At 52.8% G+C, this 19,528-nt stretch carries 17 protein-coding genes and 1 pseudogene; 13 read left to right on the top strand and 5 right to left on the bottom strand.

From position 1 onward, the window contains the following. The first annotated feature begins 162 nt into the window (after window positions 1-162). The 13 genes from ftsH (at window position 163) to VGJ94_07795 (ending at window position 13,651) form a co-directional block, all read left to right on the top strand. Window positions 163-1,965 (top strand): ATP-dependent zinc metalloprotease FtsH, encoded by a 1,803-nt coding sequence (gene ftsH, locus VGJ94_07855; protein ID HEY3276519.1) that lies wholly within the window; start codon window positions 163-165, stop codon window positions 1,963-1,965. Then, on the top strand, window positions 1,943-2,761 hold the full coding sequence (gene folP, locus VGJ94_07850) for a dihydropteroate synthase (protein HEY3276518.1): 819 nt from the start codon (window positions 1,943-1,945) through the stop codon (window positions 2,759-2,761). Before ftsH ends, folP begins: the two co-directional genes overlap by 23 nt. Further along, the gene (cdaA, locus tag VGJ94_07845) at window positions 2,758-3,498 is read left to right on the top strand and encodes a diadenylate cyclase CdaA (protein HEY3276517.1); all 741 of its coding nucleotides are present in this window, start codon (window positions 2,758-2,760) and stop codon (window positions 3,496-3,498) included. Before folP ends, cdaA begins: the two co-directional genes overlap by 4 nt. 27 nt (window positions 3,499-3,525) lie before the next feature. Then, window positions 3,526-4,167, top strand: coding sequence for a CdaR family protein (locus VGJ94_07840; protein ID HEY3276516.1), 642 nt, complete (start codon window positions 3,526-3,528; stop codon window positions 4,165-4,167). Between the two features lies 1 nt (window position 4,168). Beyond that, complete coding sequence (gene glmM, locus VGJ94_07835) at window positions 4,169-5,527, top strand: phosphoglucosamine mutase (protein HEY3276515.1); 1,359 nt, start codon at window positions 4,169-4,171, stop codon at window positions 5,525-5,527. A gap of 1 nt (window position 5,528) precedes the next feature. Then, entirely contained in the window at window positions 5,529-6,245 is a 717-nt protein-coding gene (locus VGJ94_07830) for a pyridoxine 5'-phosphate synthase (protein ID HEY3276514.1), read from the top strand. Window positions 6,246-6,333: 88 nt separating this feature from the next. Next, window positions 6,334-6,651 carry a holo-ACP synthase gene (acpS, locus tag VGJ94_07825; protein ID HEY3276513.1) on the top strand — a complete coding sequence of 106 codons (318 nt, stop codon included), beginning with the start codon at window positions 6,334-6,336 and terminating at the stop codon, window positions 6,649-6,651. 13 nt (window positions 6,652-6,664) lie between these two features. Then, window positions 6,665-8,242 carry an NAD(P)H-hydrate dehydratase gene (locus VGJ94_07820; GenBank protein ID HEY3276512.1) on the top strand — a complete coding sequence of 526 codons (1,578 nt, stop codon included), beginning with the start codon at window positions 6,665-6,667 and terminating at the stop codon, window positions 8,240-8,242. After that, window positions 8,205-8,666, top strand: a complete 462-nt coding sequence (tsaE, locus tag VGJ94_07815; GenBank protein ID HEY3276511.1) for a tRNA (adenosine(37)-N6)-threonylcarbamoyltransferase complex ATPase subunit type 1 TsaE — start codon at window positions 8,205-8,207, stop codon at window positions 8,664-8,666. Before VGJ94_07820 ends, tsaE begins: the two co-directional genes overlap by 38 nt. Continuing rightward, window positions 8,620-9,855, top strand: coding sequence for an aspartate kinase (locus VGJ94_07810; protein ID HEY3276510.1), 1,236 nt, complete (start codon window positions 8,620-8,622; stop codon window positions 9,853-9,855). The genes tsaE and VGJ94_07810 overlap by 47 nt, the downstream gene beginning before the upstream one ends. Then, window positions 9,852-11,423, top strand: coding sequence for a citramalate synthase (cimA, locus tag VGJ94_07805; GenBank protein HEY3276509.1), 1,572 nt, complete (start codon window positions 9,852-9,854; stop codon window positions 11,421-11,423). Before VGJ94_07810 ends, cimA begins: the two co-directional genes overlap by 4 nt. Continuing rightward, window positions 11,420-11,875 carry an alpha-isopropylmalate synthase regulatory domain-containing protein gene (locus VGJ94_07800; protein HEY3276508.1) on the top strand — a complete coding sequence of 152 codons (456 nt, stop codon included), beginning with the start codon at window positions 11,420-11,422 and terminating at the stop codon, window positions 11,873-11,875. The genes cimA and VGJ94_07800 overlap by 4 nt, the downstream gene beginning before the upstream one ends. 147 nt (window positions 11,876-12,022) lie before the next feature. Next, complete coding sequence (locus VGJ94_07795) at window positions 12,023-13,651, top strand: HD domain-containing phosphohydrolase (protein ID HEY3276507.1); 1,629 nt, start codon at window positions 12,023-12,025, stop codon at window positions 13,649-13,651. Window positions 13,652-13,671: 20 nt separating this feature from the next. On the opposite strand, the gene VGJ94_07790 is transcribed toward VGJ94_07795, so the two are convergent. The 5 genes and pseudogenes from VGJ94_07790 to xerD form a co-directional block, all read right to left on the bottom strand. Then, window positions 13,672-14,436, bottom strand: a complete 765-nt coding sequence (locus tag VGJ94_07790; GenBank protein HEY3276506.1) for a L,D-transpeptidase family protein — start codon at window positions 14,434-14,436, stop codon at window positions 13,672-13,674. Between the two features lie 7 nt (window positions 14,437-14,443). Continuing rightward, window positions 14,444-15,292, bottom strand: coding sequence for a signal peptide peptidase SppA (gene sppA / locus VGJ94_07785; GenBank protein ID HEY3276505.1), 849 nt, complete (start codon window positions 15,290-15,292; stop codon window positions 14,444-14,446). A 12-nt stretch (window positions 15,293-15,304) separates the two neighbouring features. Further along, window positions 15,305-16,048 (bottom strand): segregation/condensation protein A, encoded by a 744-nt coding sequence (locus VGJ94_07780; GenBank protein ID HEY3276504.1) that lies wholly within the window; start codon window positions 16,046-16,048, stop codon window positions 15,305-15,307. Continuing rightward, window positions 16,023-18,683, bottom strand: a complete 2,661-nt coding sequence (locus VGJ94_07775) for a CBS domain-containing protein (GenBank protein HEY3276503.1) — start codon at window positions 18,681-18,683, stop codon at window positions 16,023-16,025. Before VGJ94_07775 ends, VGJ94_07780 begins: the two co-directional genes overlap by 26 nt. Beyond that, window positions 18,683-19,519 (bottom strand): annotated as a pseudogene (gene xerD, locus VGJ94_07770) (site-specific tyrosine recombinase XerD). The gene VGJ94_07775 and the pseudogene xerD overlap by 1 nt, the downstream one beginning before the upstream one ends. Window positions 19,520-19,528: the final 9 nt, after the last annotated feature.

Here is a 19,528-nt window from a genome sequence, read left to right as displayed (position 1 = left end):
AGATAAGATGATTTTATGGGTGCTTTCCACGGCAATCCGGAAAAAGGCGGTCCCGCCGCTGCAGTTCCGACCGGAATCGGGAAAGGAGGGTTTTCTTGTCTTGATAATTCAGGGTATTTATGGTACAAACTGTAGGTGCCGAAGAACACTAATATCAATCCTATGAACAAAAATATCTTTGTCTGGCTTTTCATCATTCTCCTGGGCCTTTTTATCTTCAATATCTACTATAAGCCCAAGAAAACATATGAGAATGTCATCTTCAGCGATTTTGTGGAAGCAGTGCAGACCGACAAGATCCAGGCGATCACCATCCAGGGAAGACACATTCTCGGAGCATTCAAAGACGGAAAAGAGTTCAAAAGCTATGCCCCCGACGATCCGGACCTGATGAAGGTATTGAGGGCGCATAATGTCAGGATAAATGCAAAGCCGGATGAGGATTCGGGCCTCTGGCAGAACATCTTTATCTCCTGGTTCCCTATGCTCCTTCTCATCGGGGTTTGGATATTTTTCATGAGACAGATGCAGGCGGGAGGCGGGAAGGCTATGGCTTTCGGCAAGAGCAAAGCAAGACTCGTCACCGGAAAAGAACATAAGGTGACATTTCAGGATGTGGCCGGTATTAACGAAGCAAAGGAAGAACTGCAGGAGATCATCGAGTTTCTCGTCGACCCTAAGAAATTTACGAAACTCGGCGGAAGAATACCCAAGGGCGTACTCCTCGTGGGTCCTCCCGGTACCGGTAAGACCCTTCTCGCCAGGGCTATTGCAGGCGAGGCGGATGTGCCCTTTTTCAGCATCAGCGGCTCCGATTTCGTGGAGATGTTCGTAGGCGTGGGGGCGTCCAGGGTAAGAGACCTTTTTAACCAGGGAAAGAAACACGCGCCCTGCATTATCTTCATCGATGAGATCGATGCCGTCGGGAGACACCGGGGCGCCGGCCTCGGGGGTGGCCACGATGAACGGGAGCAGACCTTGAACCAGCTTCTCGTGGAAATGGACGGCTTTGAATCGAATGAAGGGGTAATCGTCATGTCTGCGACGAACAGGCCGGATGTGCTGGACCCTGCGTTGCTCAGACCGGGCAGGTTCGACCGCCAGATCGTAGTTTCCATACCCGATGTGAAAGGAAGGGAAGCGATACTCAACGTCCACACCAGGAAGACTGTAGTGGCGCCCAATGTGGAGCTGTCCGTGATTGCCCGCGGCACACCCGGGTTTTCAGGCGCAGACCTGGAGAACCTTGTAAATGAGGCCGCGTTGCTCGCTGCCCGCATGAATAAGAAAGAGATCGAGATGGACGATTTCGAGCACGCGAAAGATAAAGTGCTCATGGGTGTTGAGCGCAAGAGCCTGATTATTCCTTTCCAGGAGAGGAAGAATGCCGCCTTTCATGAGGCGGGTCATGCCCTGGTGGCGAAGATGATCCCCGGGTCCGACCCAATTCATAAAGTTACGATTATTCCACGTGGACGTGCCCTTGGTATTACACAGCAGCTGCCTATCGATGAGAGGCATACCTATTCCAAGTCTTACCTTCTTGAGAATATTACAATACTCCTGGGTGGGCGGGTCGCGGAGCAGCTTGTGCTCAACCACGAAACCACAGGGGCCGGCAACGACATCGAGAGGGCGACCGAGATCGCGCGGAAAATGGTGTGCGAGTGGGGCATGAGCGACAAGCTCGGACCCCTCAATTATGGAAAGAAGGAAGAGCATATCTTCCTCGGCAGAGAAATAGCGCAACACCGGGATTTCAGCGAGAACACCGCTCAAGACATCGATGCCGAATTAAGACGGATCGTGACGGATTGTTTCGAGAGGGCGAAGGGCCTTCTCTTGGATAATATGGGTTCCCTCCATGCCATCGCCAACAAGCTTCTTGAAAAGGAAGTGCTCGATGGCCAGGAGATAGAGGCATTAATCAGGGAAAGTTCAAATGAAGAGGAAGTTGCTATGTAAAAACAGGCCTCTCGTAATGGGAGTGCTGAATGTTACACCCGACTCCTTTTCAGACGGGGGGAGATTTCTCGATCCCCATACCGCAGTGCAGCATGCCCTTCATATGGTCGAAGAAGGCGCCGACATCATCGACGTGGGAGGGGAGTCCACGAGGCCCTTTTCGAGCCGTACCGGCGTAGACGAAGAACTCACACGGGTAATTCCCGTTATCGAACAAATCCGTTCCCGCTCCGATGTGATGATATCTGTAGATACTTATAAAGCAAAGGTTGCCGAAGAGGCTTTTCGGGCAGGGGCTGACATGGTGAATGACATAAGCGCTCTCATGTTCGATCCGTCTATGGCCGAGACGGTGAGCAGCCTTGGAATGTACGTGGTCCTGATGCACATAAAGGGGACTCCGGAGAATATGCAAAGCGATCCTGTCTATGAAGATGTAATCGCCGAAGTGACCGAGTTCCTGCGGGAAAGGACGTCCTTCGCCCTGAGTTGCGGGATTGAAGAAGAGCGTATCATCCTTGACCCGGGTATCGGATTCGGGAAACGGGTGGAAGACAATTTGCGGATCCTGAAGGAGCTTCGCCGGTTCAGGGAATTAGGCCGACCTCTTCTCGTAGGCACCTCCATGAAAACCTTTATAGGAAAAGTCACCGATACGCCCGTTGAAGGGAGACTTGAAGGGACGTTGGCCAGTGTAGCCCTCTCTTTGTGGAATGGCGCCGATATCGTGAGGGTCCATGAGGTGGGAAAGACACGTAAGGTCGCCCTGCTCGTAGACGCCGTCCTGAAGTCATGATAACGGCTTTCCGATGGCAGGACGTCTTCGATATATTGATCGTAGCCTTCATCATCTATCGCACCTTTCTCCTCGTGAAAGGGACCAGGGCGAGCCAGCTTATTGTCGGCGTCATCATAATAGTATTCGTATTTTACCTTTCCAAAAAGCTTGAACTCTTTGCCCTCGGGTGGATTCTCAATAATTTCGTAAGCTCCCTTATTCTCGTAATTGTCGTGGTATTTCAAAATGAGATCAGGAGGGTGCTCCTCGCCCTGGGAAGGAGCCCCTTTTTCAAAAAGATTACCTATGTGGAGGAGACCCTGTTTTTTGATGAGCTGTCAAACGCATGTGTTGCCCTTGCGAAAAAAAAGACGGGAGCGCTCATAGTGATCGAGCGTGAGGTGGGGCTCGAAGAATTTATGGAAATAGGCGTCCGTCTGGACGCTGAGGTAAACACGGAGCTCATATTGAGTATTTTTCAATATTCCTCTCCCCTTCACGACGGTGCAATGATCATCAGGGAAGGGAGAATAAGGGCGGCGAGCTGTATCCTCCCCCTTACCATGAAGGATACGATAGACAAGCAGTTAGGCACCCGCCACAGGGCCGCCATAGGCATCACCGAAGTGACCGATGCGGTTACATTGGCCGTGTCCGAGGAGAAGGGGAGGATCTCTTACGCCTTTAAGGGTGAATTTCATTGGGATATGGACGGGGAGACCCTCAAAAAGGTGCTCAGGGAGCTTCTGAGATGATGAGGCTATGGTCGGACGGGGGCAGTAATGAGATTGGTTAAGGATTATATTCTCAAGGACCTGAAACTCAAGGCGCTGTCGGTCATTCTGGCGGGCATGCTCTGGTTCGCAATATCTTACATAGGGGAATCGAAGATGACCGTATCGGTCCCCGTGATCGTGGAATACCTGGGGAAAGGGCTATTGATCAGCAAGATGGACTCCGATGCGGTGCTCGTTACGATAGGCGGACCCATTTCCATACTCAAAAACTTGAGGGCCCGCGACATAAGGCTTAAAATAAACCTGTCGGGAGCAAGGGAGGGGTCGCAGGTCCTTTCCCTCGATAAGGGGAGCGTGACCGTACCCAAGGGAGTCAAGGTCGAAGAGGTAAAACCCGATTACCTGGCTATCAATATCGATAAAGCTGTGGAGAAGAAGCTCAGGGTTATTGTAAAATTAGACGAGAAGTGGGTCCACCTCTACGACGTGAAGTCATGCTATCCTGCTTACGTGCTGGTGGAGGGGGCCGGGCAAGAGCTGTCGAAGGCGCGTGAAATAGAGACGGTTCCGGTGGAAGGGGAATTCTCTCGAAAAGAAGAGGAAATGGATGTGCCTTTGTCGGCAAAGGGGATGGATATTAGAAAAATGAATCCCGAGACGGTGAGGGTCCGCATAAGGAGGAAGTGACATGGAGAGGAGACTTTTCGGCACCGATGGTATACGGGGGATTGCCAATGTACACCCTATGACATCGGAAATGGCCCTGAAGCTGGGCCGCGCGGTATCTTATATCTTTAAAGAACGCCACGGAAGGGGCAGAATTGTGGTGGGGAAGGATACAAGGCTCTCGGGATATATGCTGGAGACGGCCATTGCCTCGGGCATCTGCTCGATGGGTCTTGACGTATGGCTCGTAGGACCCCTCCCCACGCCCGGGATCGCCTTTATCACGAGCAGCATGAGAGCGGATGCGGGCATTGTAATCTCGGCATCTCACAACCCTTACCAGGATAACGGAATAAAAATCTTCTCCGGAGATGGATTCAAACTCCCTGACGAACTCGAATATGAGATCGAGAAGATGATGACCGACGGTACCCTCGATACCCTTCGGCCCACGGCCAATGAGGTTGGGAAGGCTCACAGGATCGACGATGCAGTGGGGAGATATATCGTCTTCCTTAAGAATGTTTTTCCTCAGGATTATTCCCTCGACGGACTAAAAATTGTAGTCGACTGCGCTCACGGGGCCGCATACAAAGTTGCACCGAGTGTATTCGAGGAATTGGGCGCCCACGTCGTAGCGGTAGGGGTTGACCCGGACGGCGAGAACATCAATAAAGATTGCGGAAGCCTCTATCCGGAGCTTCTCAGGGAGATGGTGATCGCCCATAACGCCCATATCGGGATCGGTCTTGACGGAGATGCCGACAGGGTTATTTTTGTGGATGAAAGGGGCCGGGTCATAGACGGGGACGGAGCTATGGTCATTATAGGCAAAGACCTCAAACGGAAGGGAGCGTTAAAAAAGAATACGGTAGTGGCGACCATAGCGAGTAACATGGGTGTCGAGACGTGTCTTAGATCGGAGGGCGTGCGTCTCCTCAGGACAAATGTGGGTGACCGGTATGTTCTGGAGGCCATGCTGAAGGAAGGCCTGAATCTCGGGGGAGAGAAATCGGGTCATATCGTATTCCTTGACCATAATTCGACTGGAGACGGTATGGTGACGGCGCTTAAAATGCTGAGTGTCATGATCGAAAAAGAGCAGAGTCTCGGCGACCTCCTCGCGGGATTCGAGGAATTTCCCCAGATAGAAAAAAATGTGAAGGTGCTCCGGAAGACGCCGGTAGAAGATTGCCCACGCCTCACGAGTGTCATCGAGTCAGTCAAAGAAAAGCTCGGAGAAGACGGCAGGGTGGTGGTGCGGTACTCTGGCACGGAAATGAAGCTCAGGGTCATGGTCGAAGGGATCGACAAGGACCTTGTCACCGGTTTCGGAGAGGAGATAGCGGAGTCGGCACGGCAAGAGCTCGGAGGAGAATGATATGCCTGAGCTCATGGTAAACATCGATCATGTGGCGACTTTAAGAGAAGCCCGCGGCACATCCTACCCGGACCCGGTCCATGCGGCGGGTATCGCGGAGATGGCCGGAGCTTCCGGGATCATCATCCATCTGAGAGAGGACAGGCGTCATATAAAAGACCGGGATCTGACGATCTTAAGGAGCGTGATAAAGACCAGGTTGAATCTTGAAATGGCGGCAACCGACGAAATGGTCGAGATTGCGCGGCAGGTGTTGCCCGACATGGTCACCCTCGTCCCGGAGAAGAGGGAGGAGCTGACCACTGAAGGCGGCCTCGATGCGAAGGGACTTTCCGGAAAACTGGGGAGGGCGATCGATTCAATAAAAGAAAAGGGTATAAAGGTCAGCCTCTTTATCGACCCCGAAGAGGAACAGATAGGGGCCGCAAGTTCATTGGGCGCGGACATGATCGAGATACACACAGGCGCTTACAGTGATGCACCCGACGAATACCTGAGGCGGGAGGAGCTCCACAAAGTCATGCGCGCCGCACGCAAAGGTAAAGAGCTCGGCATGGGAGTCAACGGCGGCCATGGTCTCCATTATCATAATGTAAAGGAGATCGCCGCCATACCCGCCATCGATGAACTAAGCATCGGTCACGCCATAATCGCACGGGCCATTTTCGTGGGTCTCGACCGCGCGATACGCGACATGATCAGCCTTATCAGACAATGAACAGAAGTTCGGGCAAGTCTCTCGAGCCGTCTCTCCCTCTGGAAAGAGGTGTAACGGCCGGTCCGCGAATCCCGGAGGGTCAAGGGTAATGGTGGGCGTCGATATCGTGGAAGTATCGAGAATAGCTGCTGCCGTGGAACGGTACGGGGAGCACTTCCTCAGGAAAATTTTTACCGAAGAGGAAGTTGCCTATGCAAGGAGAAAGAAAAACATCTATCAGTCCCTCGCGGGCAGGTTTGCGGCGAAAGAGGCCTTCATGAAAGCCCGGGGAAGAGGGCTTCCATGGAGAGAGATCGCGGTCCATGAAACCGGGGGCAGGCCTTTTATAATGTTTCAGGGCCAAAAATATGAAGGAATCAGTATCTCCCATGAAAAGGCATATGCCGTCTCTGTAGTAATCCTATGACAAGGAGTATGGTATGAATGTGCTCTCTCCTGAAAGAATGGCGAAATACGATGCATACGCGATCAAGAGTTGGGGAATACCGTCCTCCGTCCTCATGGAGAACGCCGGGCGCTCCACCTATCGACTCGTGAAGGAACGCTACCTCCGAGCGGGAAACAAGGTGGCGGTAGTGTGCGGAAGGGGCAACAACGGCGGTGACGGATTTGTAATCGCCCGTTATGCATTGAGAGACGGCTTTCCCGTGAAAGTCCTCCTTGTGGGACCGCAGGCCGGTCTTAAAGGGGACGCCGAGCTTAACATGAGGCTTTATAAGTCACTTGGGGGAGAGATCGTGGAGGTGCGAGACGGTTCTCTTCACTCCCCGGAGCAGGATCTTGAAGAGTCGGATATCATCATCGATGCGATTTTCGGCACCGGTCTCTCCAAGGCAGTCAGCGGGATCGAGGCTATGGCCATAGAGGCCATAAACTCTTCGGGGAAACCTGTAGTGGCCGTCGATATCCCATCGGGGATCGACGGGAGGAGCGGAGCGCCTTTGGGCGTTGCAGTGAAAGCAATCCACACGTTTACTTACGGTTATCTCAAACTGGGGCAACTCTTCTATCCCGGTGCAACTCATGCGGGCAGGATTACGGTTATCGATATTTCCCTGCCGGTTCACGGCGAAGCAAAGCTCGGTGTAGACGCCCAAATGGTCGACGGGGAGATGTTGAGGAGCTTCTTCAGGACCAGGGCACCCTGGTCGCACAAAGGGACCTTCGGCCATGCAGCGGTGATCGCAGGCTCGTCCGGAAAGACAGGTGCTGCCGCCATGACATCCCTCGCTGCCCTCAGGATAGGCGCGGGCCTCGTCTCTCTCGTAATTCCTGAATCCCTTAACGCCATAATGGAAGTGAAGCTTACCGAGGCGATGACCTACCCGGTCCCCGACGAAGGAACGGGACACCTCGGTCTTTCTTCCTATGACCGGATAACCGAATTCGTGCGTGATAAGGATGTAATCGTCATCGGTCCCGGACTTTCACAACACGAGGAGACCTCGGAGGTGGTGAGGAGGCTCTACGTGGAGACGGATAAGCCGTTTGTAGTCGATGCGGACGGCATAAATGCCTTTATAGGCCATGAAGACCTTATAAGTGAGGCGGGGAGGGACGCGGTATTCACCCCCCATCCGGGAGAGCTGGGACGCATCATGGGCCTCAGTCCTGCTGAAATAAACGGGGACCGGATGACTGCCGGGAAGAAGTTTCTGGAAAAAACGGGAGTTACCCTCGTACTTAAGGGTGCGAGGACCATGGTTTTCGATAAGGACGGAGAGGTGTTCATTATCCCTACGGGCAATCAAGCCTTGGCAAAAGGCGGAAGTGGTGATATACTAACTGGTTTCATCGGAGGATGTGCGGCCCAGGGGTATTCATTGCGGGAATCCGCTCTTTTGGGAGCTTACCTGCATGGTTATCTGGCGGACCGCCACGTGGAAGGGTCGAGCGATATGGATCTTCTGGCGGGCGACCTCCTTCACGGGGTCGGCAAAGCTTTAAGGGATATACAAGGTGGAGCGGATAGAATTTACATCGAGAAGTGCCTCTGATACATGGGATATCGGCGAGCATATCGGGAGGCACGCTCGCAGAGGCGACTGCTTTGCCCTCTATGGCGATCTCGGCGCAGGCAAGACGCAATTAGTGAAAGGCCTTGCCCGGGGACTGGGGGTCCCGGATTGGCTTTATGTAGTGAGTCCGTCCTTTACCCTTATGAATCTCTATGAAGGCTCCTGTACGCTTTGCCACGTCGATCTGTACAGGATCGATGGAGCCGAGGCGGACGATCTCGACATGGCCGCCTACCGGGAAACGGGTGTCGTGGTAGTGGAGTGGGCCGGGAGGAGCAGGTGGTCCGAAGAGACGATAAAGATTTATATAGAATGCCCCGGAGATGAAGACCGAATAATCAGATTGGAGGTAGAGGATGTTAGTCGTGCAGAAATATGGCGGAACTTCCGTAAAGGATGTTGAGCGGATTCGTAATGTTGCACTGAGGGCCATAGAGTACAAAAAACGTGGCAACGATATGGTGATAGTGGTTTCAGCTATGTCGGGAGAGACGGACCGGCTTCTCACCCTTGCCCACCAGATCGCCAAATTTCCGGATGAGCGGGAGGTCGATGTCCTCATATCGACAGGCGAGCAGGTAACATCCGCTTTGCTCGCGGTTACGCTCAAGGAGATGGGATATGATGCCGTCTCTGTCCTGGGTTCTCAAATCCCGATTCTTACCGATTCCAGTTTCGGAAAAGCACGGATAGAAAAGCTGGAAGACGTGAGGATATTCGGTGAGCTGAAAGAAGGAAAAATTGTGGTGGTCCCCGGGTTTCAGGGGGTGGATGAGGACGGCAATATCACGACCCTCGGCAGGGGAGGCTCAGACACGACTGCCGTTGCCCTGGCAGCGGGCCTTAAGGCAGACCTTTGCGAAATATATACGGACGTGGACGGCGTCTATACCACGGACCCAAATATCTGTGAAAAAGCGCAAAGGCTCGATAGAATTTCTTATGACGAGATGTTGGAGATGGCCGGCCTGGGGGCGAAAGTGCTCCAGATACGGTCGGTCGAGCTCGCACAAAAATATAATGTCCCCCTTATGGTAAAATCTTCTCTTGTGGAGGGAATAGGGACACTCGTATGTGAGGAGGGAACGATGTCAATGGAGAAGGTCGTAATATCCGGAGTAACATACAGCAAGAATGAGGCAAAGATCACGGTGAGCTCTGTTCCCGACAAACCGGGCATAGCCGCAGAGATCTTCACCGCTCTTTCCGATGCCAATATCGTCGTCGACGTGATCGTGCAGAACGTAAGCCATGGGAGCCTGACGGACATTACCTTTACCACGGCAAGGGCCGATGCGAAGAAGGCTTATAAGCTCATGGAAGAAAAGGCGGCCCAGGTGGGCGCACTACAGGTGACCATGGACGACAGCATCGCCAAAATAAGCATCGTGGGCAGGGGCATGATATCCCACGCGGGCATCGCGTCGAAGATGTTTGCCGTTCTTGCAAAAGAAGGCATTAATATTGAAGCCATCACTACCTCCGAAATCAAGGTTTCCTGCGTGATCGAGAGCAAGTATGGTGAGCTCGCGGTGCGGGCGCTGCATACGGCCTTCGGATTGGATGCAGAGGACGTGCAGGAGGAGAAGTGAGGGTCGAGTTTTACGACACCACCTTGAGGGACGGAGCCCAATCAGAAGATATCTCCTTCTCCCTTACCGATAAATTGAGAATTACCGAGAAGCTCGACGACTTCGGAATACATTTCATCGAAGGCGGCTGGCCGGGCTCGAATCCGAAAGACCTCAACTATTTCAAAGAAGTGAAACACCTTACCCTAAAGAACGCAAAGATCACCGCCTTCAGTATGACTATGAAAGCTCAAGGGAGGCCGGAGGACGATGAGGTCGTGCGGGCGGTACTGGAAGCCGATACCGAATATGTCACAATCGTAGGCAAGAGCTGGGACCTCCACGTGAGGGACGCATTGAAGGTGAGCCTCGATACGAATCTCAGGATGATAGACGGAACGATCCGTTATCTCAAAGGACAGGGCAAGACGGTCTTTTTCGATGCTGAGCATTTTTTCGACGGGTACAGGAGGAACCAGGCCTATGCGATGAAAGTGCTTGCGGCCGCCCATGAAGCGGGGGCTGACGTCCTGGTCCTTTGCGATACCAACGGCGGGACCATGCCCTTTGAAATCTTTTCTGCTGTTGAGAAAGTGGGCGAGGTTACAGGGGCTGTTCTCGGGATCCATACCCATAACGATACGGAAATGGCGGTGGCCAATACGCTCATGGCGGTGCAGGCCGGATGTGTTCACGTACAGGGCACCATAAATGGGTACGGTGAGAGATGCGGTAACGCGAATCTCTGCTCCATTATGGCGGGCGTGATCCTCAAGATGGGCCACACCGGAATAGAGAAAGAGAAGCTGAAGAGACTGAGGGAGCTGAGCCTTTTTGTCGATGAGATGGCCAATTTCATCCCCGATAAACACAGGCCCTATGTGGGAGAGAGCGCCTTTGCCCATAAAGGCGGGATTCACGTCAGCGCGGTGCGCAGGAACTCCGAAACCTACGAGCATATCGTACCGGCCCTCGTGGGTAACGTGCAGCGGGTCCTTATCTCCGATCTGTCAGGAGAGAGCAGCATCCTCTATAAGGCGAAAGAGTTCAATATCGACATCGGAAAGGACAAAAAACTTGCAAGAGAGGTAGTGAAGAAAGTAAAAGACCTCGAGATGTTCGGCTATCAATTCGAAGGCGCCGAGGGATCCCTCGAGCTTCTTATCAAAAAAAGCCTGGGGATTCATAAGAAATATTTCGATCTCATAGGCTTTCGCATTATAGTGGAGAAGAAGGAGCGTAACCATCCTGTATGTGAGGCCACCATACTCGTAAAGGTGCACGACAGGGTCGAGCATACCGCCGCCCTGGGAACGGGCCCCGTAAATGCCCTTGATAACGCACTGAGAAAAGCCCTTTGCAAAATTTACCCGGTTCTGGAAGAGATGGAGCTGGTCGATTACAAGGTAAGGGTCCTGTCGACGAAGGACGGCACCGGAGCGCCCACCAGGGTCCTCATAGAGAGCAGCGACGGAAAGCGCACCTGGGGAACAGTGGGGGTGTCGGAGAACATTATCGAGGCGAGCTGGCAGGCACTGGTGGACAGTATCGACTATAAACTGCTCATCGAAGAGGAGAGAGTCAGGTGAAGAAGTTTCTCGACATACGGGATGCGACAAAAGAGCTTAACATAGTCCGGTCTCTTGCAAGCTACCGGAAACCATTTCAGGTGGTGGGAACTTACAGGCTCATTGACGACGGGTTGAGGCCGGAAGCTACGGTGATTATCAAAACTACCGACCGGGAGATGCACGAAGCATCCACAGGGGTCGGACCGGTCGATGCGCTCGCGAATGTGCTCAAAAAATCTCTCGGGTCCATATTCCCCGCGATCCAGGGGATCAAGCTCGTCGACTATTCTTCGCGTATACATGAATCCAGGACAGGCACCGCCGCGCAGGTCGAAGTGTCGGTCATATTTACGGACGGCACTGAGATATGGAGCGTCACCGCCATCTCCCCGAATATCAACATGGCATCCTTTATTGCCCTGCTCGACGGATTCGAATACGCCGTGGTCGCCGGCGGGAATTCGGACTGATCGTGCCCACCATATTCTAAAGATTTTCTTTCAACAGACGAAAACATTTTGTATACCGGGTGCTCCTTATCCACTCCTTTCCTGCAGGTATAGGATGGATGGAGCTCAATCCAGGAGTCGTGAATACCCACGCTGGTAAGAGACAGAATGGAAAATCGTAAAGCGGAAATCTTGTTCGCCGAGGATAGCAAGGCCCAGGCCGAGCTGCTGAGAGGAATACTAAGCGCGGCAGGCTATGCGGTACGTGCGGCGGAAAACGGGCTGCAGGGGCTGTATGAGTTGGCAAAGACAAGGCCTGACCTCATCATCAGCGATGTATGGATGCCGAAGATGAACGGCTACGAATTCTGCCGTGCCATTAAAGCCGATAAAAGGCTCCAGAACATTCCCGTCATCCTGCTCACTTCCATGTCGGAGCTGAGGGACGTGATACAGGGTCTTGAAGCGGGCGCCGACTTTTACCTGACAAAGCCCTATGACGAGAAATTGCTTTTATTGACCATAGAGACAATACTGGGAAGGAAGGGCGCCGGAGTGCCTCAGGGGCCCAACGGAATCAAGGCAGTGGTGAAGATGGGCGTGGGGGATGACACCCGCACGATTTCAGTGGAGCCCCAAAAGATCGTAAACTTTCTTCTCTCCACGTATCAGAATATGCTCCATCAGAACAAGAACCTCGAGCAGACGAGGCTCGAGCTGAGAAAGCTGAATAACCATCTCGAAGAGAGGGTGAAGGAAAAGACGCTCGTCCTCGAAGAGGAGATCATAGAGCGGAAAAAGATCGAGGAAGCCTTGGTTAAATCGGAAGAAAACTACCGCTCCATATTCGAAAATGCAATGGAAGGGTTATTCCAGTATGCCCCCGACGGCATGTTTTTGAGTGTCAATCCCGCCTTCGCACGTATGTTCGGGTATGATTCGGCAGAGGAGATGAAAGAGACGGTCCATGCCGGTCGTGTTCAGTATTCCACGGGCACGGACGAGGGGGCGGCATTCTCGGAGGTAATCGCCGCGCAGGGATCGGTGCTTCATTTGGAGACAAAGGCATCTCGCGTGGACGGCACAGAGATATGGATCGACCTGAGCGCCCGAGCGGTACGTGACGGGAAGGGCGCCATTCTCTATTACGAAGGCAATGCGGAAGATATCACGGAACGTAAACGGGCGAATGAGGCATTGAGGGAAAGTTATGAAAGCCTGAGGAAGACCCTCGACAGCACGGTGAGGGCCCTCGCCACGACTATAGAGATGCGGGATCCTTATACGGCGGGCCATCAAAGGCGCGTGGCACAGCTTGCCTGCGCGATAGGCAACGAACTGGGCTGGTCGGAAGACAGGCTGGAGGGGTTGCAGGTTATCGGCTTCCTCCATGATATCGGGAAAATAGTCGTACCGGCGGAGATACTGTCCAAGCCGGGACAGCTTAACGACCTTGAGTACAGCATGATAAAGGTCCACCCTCAGGTAGGCTACAATATTTTAAAGGATATCGAATTTCCGTGGCCCGTCAATGTAGCGGTGCTGCAGCACCACGAGAGACTTGACGGCTCCGGATATCCAGAAGGCATCAAAGGAGAGGCCCTTATATTGGAGGCGCGGATCCTTGCGGTGGCCGACGTAGTCGAATCCATGGCATCCCATAGACCGTACAGACCTGCCCTGGGTATTAAGATGGCCCTGAGAGAGATATCGGGCAATAGGGGCGCTCTCTACGACGCCTCGGTGGTCGACGCCTGCGTGAAGCTATTCGAAAGAGGCGATTTCATCCTCGGGTGAGACAAAGCGGCAGATATCCGTTACCGTGGTTCCTGCGTGACTATCGCGGCGATTGTACGTTCGGTTCCCAGAACAATAAGCGGCTCTTTTCCAGGGTCGAGCCAATCCAGGATACGGAGCATGTCCTTTTCCGATAGGGCCACGCATCCTGACGTAGCCTCTCCGGGCTTCTTCCAGAGGTGGACGAATATGGCGCTCCCCAGACCTTTCACTACGGGGTTCCTGTTGTATCCTATGACGAGGCCGTACTTGTAGAGGTGGTCTCGCCTCCGGAGCTCTTCAAAGGAAGCGGCGGTGGTCCGATCTTTTTCCATCCATTGGTTATAATCGGGGGAAAGGGGGTCATCCACCCACACGTCATGCTCCAGGGCCTGTCGATAGGGCATTTTTGAATCGATCTTCGGGGAGTAGCCGAAAGCGAACTCGAGAGGGTAAATGCCTGAAGGCGTTTTGCCGTCGCCCTCTTTCTTCTTGCCCGGACCGGCAAAGCCGTTTCGGCCGATCGCTGCCGGCATGGGAGGGGAGGGCATCTTCCACCATGTGCCTTCCCTTTCGAGAAGGCACACAGAGACGGACCCTTGATTGCCTGACGCAATAATTAACTGAGTAGATCTTGTGGGGATGGCGGTGAAGGGATAGCTCAGAGGAAAAAGATCTTTGCCGACGGATTGCTTCTCTGAGGCGCCCCAGTCAACGCGAAGCGCTCCCAAAGCCATTGCCAGGAATATTGCCGCAATGCAAAGGAAGGAGGTATTGAAAGGCGTCAGCATAACCCGCTTCTCCATCCGAATTCTACTTAAGGAGGAAAGAGAAGGGGGCCGCGTTACTCCGGGACATCAGTTCATCTGCCGTCGAAGAGACCAGCAGCCGGAGAAGGGAGAATGGCTTTTTTGCCCGGATCAAAACGGGTTTTCCCTTGATATTGAGTGTCTTCTTAAGATCATCCCGGCAATCATAGAAGGTGCCGATGCGGTCCACGAGCTTCAGCTCCATTGCGCGGGTCCCCGTAAATATCTTTCCATCAGAAAGGGCCCTCGCTTTTTCGAGGGTCAGTCCTCTGCCCGCGGCCATATCGGAGATGAACTGCTCATGAATGTCCTTGAGGATTTGCTCAAGGTAAGCCTTTTCTTCAGGACGCATTTTTCTGAAGGGCGAGCCCACATCTTTGAATTCTCCCGCTTTGAGCGTATTGGTCTGGATCCCTATCTTTTTCAGAAGGTCTTCGACGACCGTCTGTTCCATGATTACACCTATACTCCCCGTTATGGTCGAGGGATTTGCATAAATACGGTCCCCGGCGCTTGCGATATAATATCCCCCCGAGGCACACACGGAACCCATGGAGACAAAGACCTTCTTCTTTTCCCTGAGCTTCCGGACCTCCCGGAATATCTCCTGTGTCGGACCTACCGATCCTCCGGGCGAGCTGATCCTTAAAATGACCCCTTTGATTGAATCGTCCTCCCTGAAACGGACGATCTCATCCATGGTCTCCCCTGACCGGGTGATAACCCCTTCGATCTCGACGACCCCTATTTTGTCGCCCAGGCCTCCGCTCACCAAACCAATAGTAAATGCGCCTGCGAAGACAACTACGATGATTACGAGGAGAATCAAAAGAGTCTTCTTTGTCCGTGACATGGAAACCCCCTTTTACCGTTGCGTGTGGTTAGCTTCAATGGCGTCCGGCGACGCGCCTGCGAGCGCAGGCGGTCCCTTCTTCCTCAGGATCACTTTACCGAAAGGCCTTCGCTGTATGAGGACAGCCAATTTTATCTTCGTCAGCTCGAGCATTCCGAGAATGGTCGCCACTTTCTCGGTCTGCTCTTCCTCGCCATCGACGCTCCAGACATACAGGCCGGAGGTATCGAGCACCTCCCTCAGCGCCTTTATCTTTTCTTCGAGCGTGGGCTTTATCTCCCGTACCTCCAGATATCTTTCTTCCTTATTCCTGAGAAGCTCGAAGAAGAGCCCTGAGAGATGAAGAAGGTCGTATTCCATCTCCCGATCGAGGGTTCTGACTCCGCGGCCGAATACGTCCCTGCCGAGCAGGGGCAGCTCATCGATTGCCTGGGACATGTTCCTGATCTTCTCATATTCTATGATACGCTCCACGAACTGCTCGGCTTGGTTTTCTTCGGAGGTATCATCGTCCGAGGGGAGTAGCATTTTCGATTTGATGAAGATAAGGAGGGAAGCCATCTCTATAAAATCCTCGGCAACTCTCAAATTCATTTCCGTCATGAGATCGACATACTGAAGAAACCTGTCCGTGATGGAGGCCAGAGGAACATCCCAGATACTTACTTTATTTTTCTTGATGAGGGTGAGAAGAACCGCCAGGGGGCCTTCGTAACACGCTACACTTACCTCAAGAGGCGTCGGAAGCCCGTTCATCGGCCGTCCTCCTCCCCGCAAGGAATTCGCTCACAAAACCTATTTCTTCGTCTCTGGTCTTCAGGTTGTGGTCGATTTTTACCTCCCTCAGCTTCTCCAGTATCTCCCTGTAAATCGGACCTTCTCTCACGCCCATTTTTTTCAGGTCTTCTCCGGAAAGGATGGGATTGAAGGTATCGGTATAGGTAATATAGTGTGACAGGGACTTTTTGATCTCTTCCGATCTGGTTCGCGCCATGGTAAAAAGTATGGCCTCCTGGGAAAGCCCCTCGTATATCCTGTAGGCTTCACTCCTCTTCATGGTCTGAATTGCAGGGGTGAGCCGTGTAATGGCCTCTCTCGTTCGCACCATATCATCGATAATTTTCCGTTTCAGCCGTTCCGTCATCTCCGTTTTTCGGCAAAACTCGGAAATCTCCGAAGGTTTCGTATGTTCCACGAGACCCAGCACATAAAGGGCGATCCTATCGCAGGGCCTGTCCTTGTAGAGAAGTTCGTACCATGTGTACACATCATGGATCTGGTGAAAGAGCTTCTCCTTTTCCCTGTCGAAAACGAGATAAGATGATATGAACCTCAGGACATCCAACTCCTGAAGCCTTCGCAGGATTTTTTCCGGCTCTTCCTCGAGGAGGATGAGAGAGAGCTCGGCCCAGAGCCGTTTGCCCCGGATTCTCGCAAGAAAATTCATTTTGACCGTATTCTTTATGAGATTCATGGTATGCTTGCCTATTTGGAACCCGAACCGGTGCTCGAACCTTATGGCCCTGAAGACCCTCGTTGGATCTTCCACAAAGCTCAGGCTGTGGAGGACCCTGATGGTCTTGTCTTTGATGTCCCGTTGTCCCCCGAAGAAATCGATGAGCTCCCCGAAATTATTCTTGTTGAGAGATATGGCCAGGGTATTGATCGTGAAATCGCGCCTGTGGAGGTCAAGTTTCAGGGAACTATGCTCGACTATGGGAAGGGCCGCGGGTGCCTTGTAATATTCGAGTCGGGCCGTGGCAATGTCGACTTTGAAGCCGTCCCCATAAATTACTTTGGCAGTGGCGAATTCGGTGTGGGGCCTTACTTTTACCTTGAAGGACTTTGCCATTTCATCGGCGAACTTCACGCCGTCTCCCTCGACTACAATATCTATATCGTAATTATCTATGCGCAGGAGAAGATCTCTCACGAAACCTCCGACCAGAAAAGTGTGGTAGCCCATGGAATCGGCAAGGGCGCCTATATCGGTAAGCCTCTGGAGCGTCTTTCGGTCGAGTCTCTCGTCCATCAGCTTTCTCACGTTTTTGTGCTTCTGGTATAGGTCGTGAGATTCGAGTTTTCCGAGAATTGCCTTTGCAATCTCGTCTTCGAGGACCTTGAGCAGATCCGTACGCGTGATAGCGCCGATCAGCGCTGCTTCCCTCACCACGGGCACGAACCTCTGGTTGTTGCCGATAATGATCTCCTTTACCTTTTCAATGGAGTCATTTTCTTCCACTGTGGCCGATTCCGTACTCATGTATTCCCGAACGGGAATCTCCTCGAGTTTGTGAAAGGCCGCCTTGCCTACGATCTGCCGGGTAATCGTTCCTGCCACCTTGCCGTGGGAGATAACGGGCAAGGCGTTAATGTTATATTTTACCATGAGCACCCGCGCCTCCTCTATGGTGGCTTCCGCATCGATCGATTTCACGGGGAAAAACATGATATCCCTTGCCCTCCACAGCGGTTTCACGTTGTGGCGCAGGTTTTCGAGGAGCTGCTCCCTTGCCTCTATCAGCGTCATATCTTTGATGGTTGCCGATGCAGCTTCCTTATGCCCGCCACCTCCGAGAAGAGACAGGATGTGCCCCACATCGACTTCCGGAATCCTGCTCCTGCCGATAACATAGACCCTGTCTTCCATCCGGAAGAGGGCGAATACTACGTTTATATTCTCCATATCCCTGAATTTGTGGACTACCACGGCCAGGTCTCCCACGTAATTCTCGGAAATTCCTTCCGCCACCACCACATCGACCCCGTTGATATTATATGCGGTGGCGTTACTGATGAGGTCGTTAAGGAGAAATACCTGCTCGGGCGTGATCTCCTTCACCAGCATATCCGAGACGAGGTTGACATTGGCTCCACAGGAAAGCAGAAAAGAGGCGGCCTCAAAATCTTCGGTCGTGGTGGAGGGAAAAAGAAAGCTGCCCGTCTCCTCATAGATGCCGAGTATCATGATAGTGGCCTCTTCGGGGGATAGGTGAATTCCTTTTTCTTTGATAATCGAGATCAGGATGGTCACACACGCGCCGGTGGCTCTTATTACTTCCTTTTCACCCCGCAGGTCTTCCTTTGATTGGGGATGGTGGTCATAGATGTGGATCTTGACTCTTTCGTCGGCCGCCACCCTGGCAAAATCACCGATCCTGGTCTTTTGACGGGTATCTACGAGAATGAGGGTGTCGATCATCTCGTAATCGATCTTCTTCATTTTCTCGATGTCGTATACGTAAAGGGTGGAGGTAATGAGAAATTCCCTGAGCGTCTTCTCCTGGGAGCCGGGAAAGACCAATATGGCATCGGGATAGAGTTTTTTCGCTGCTACCATTGACGAGAGTGAGTCAAAATCCGCGTTGTGGTGACTCGTGATAACCTTCATTACCCTCTCGGATGATGTTTTTTGTGAACTTCCTTTAATCTCTTACTGTCCACGTGGGTGTAGATCTGGGTGGTTGAAATGTCTTCGTGGCCGAGAAGTATCTGAACCGACCTCAGGTCCGCTCCCCCCTCGAGGAGATGGGTTGCGAAGGTATGTCTCATCGTGTGAGGCGAGATATGGTCCTTGTCCATCTGAATGCCGTATTTGCGGATAAGCTTCCAAATCGCCTGCCGCGTAAGGGCGCCCCCTTTCCTGTTAGGAAAGAGGAGAGGGCCCTTCGGCTTTTCTGTTTCAAGGTAGACTTTGATTGCGTCCCGCGAATATGTCCCGAGAGGAACAATCCGCTCTTTTGACCTTTTGCCGCAGGCGATCAGGAATCCTGCGTCCAGATTTACGTCGCTTTTTTTGAGGTTGATCAGCTCTGAAACGCGCAATCCCGTGGCATAGAGAAGCTCGAGAATTGTCCTGTCCCGGGTAGAGGTTCGCGCCCCGGCAGGGAGATTCAGAAGTTTCACCACCTCCTGTTCGCTCAGGACCCGTGGTATGGGCATGGTGAATTTGGGGGTCTCCACTTCCTCCAGGGGGCTCTGCTGTAATGTCCCCTCAGCCAGGAGGAAATTGAAAAAGCCCCGGAGGGCGGAAATGGCCCTGACGATACTCCTTGCCTTTTTCCCCTCATCTCTCAGGCGGGCGATATAGTTTTCCATCTCCTGGCGGTTTACGTGAGGCCCGGGGATCTCTTCGTGGTGCCTGATGAAGGCAAGAATATCACGATTATAGGCGTCTATAGTATGGATGGATGCGCCTCTTTCGGCGGTGAGATAACTGATGAAGTTATCGAGGCA

The organism is Syntrophorhabdaceae bacterium, assembly GCA_036504895.1.
In the GTDB taxonomy this organism is placed as follows: Bacteria; Desulfobacterota; Syntrophorhabdia; order Syntrophorhabdales; family Syntrophorhabdaceae; genus PNOM01.
This window is presented reverse-complemented; position numbering and strand designations above follow the sequence as displayed.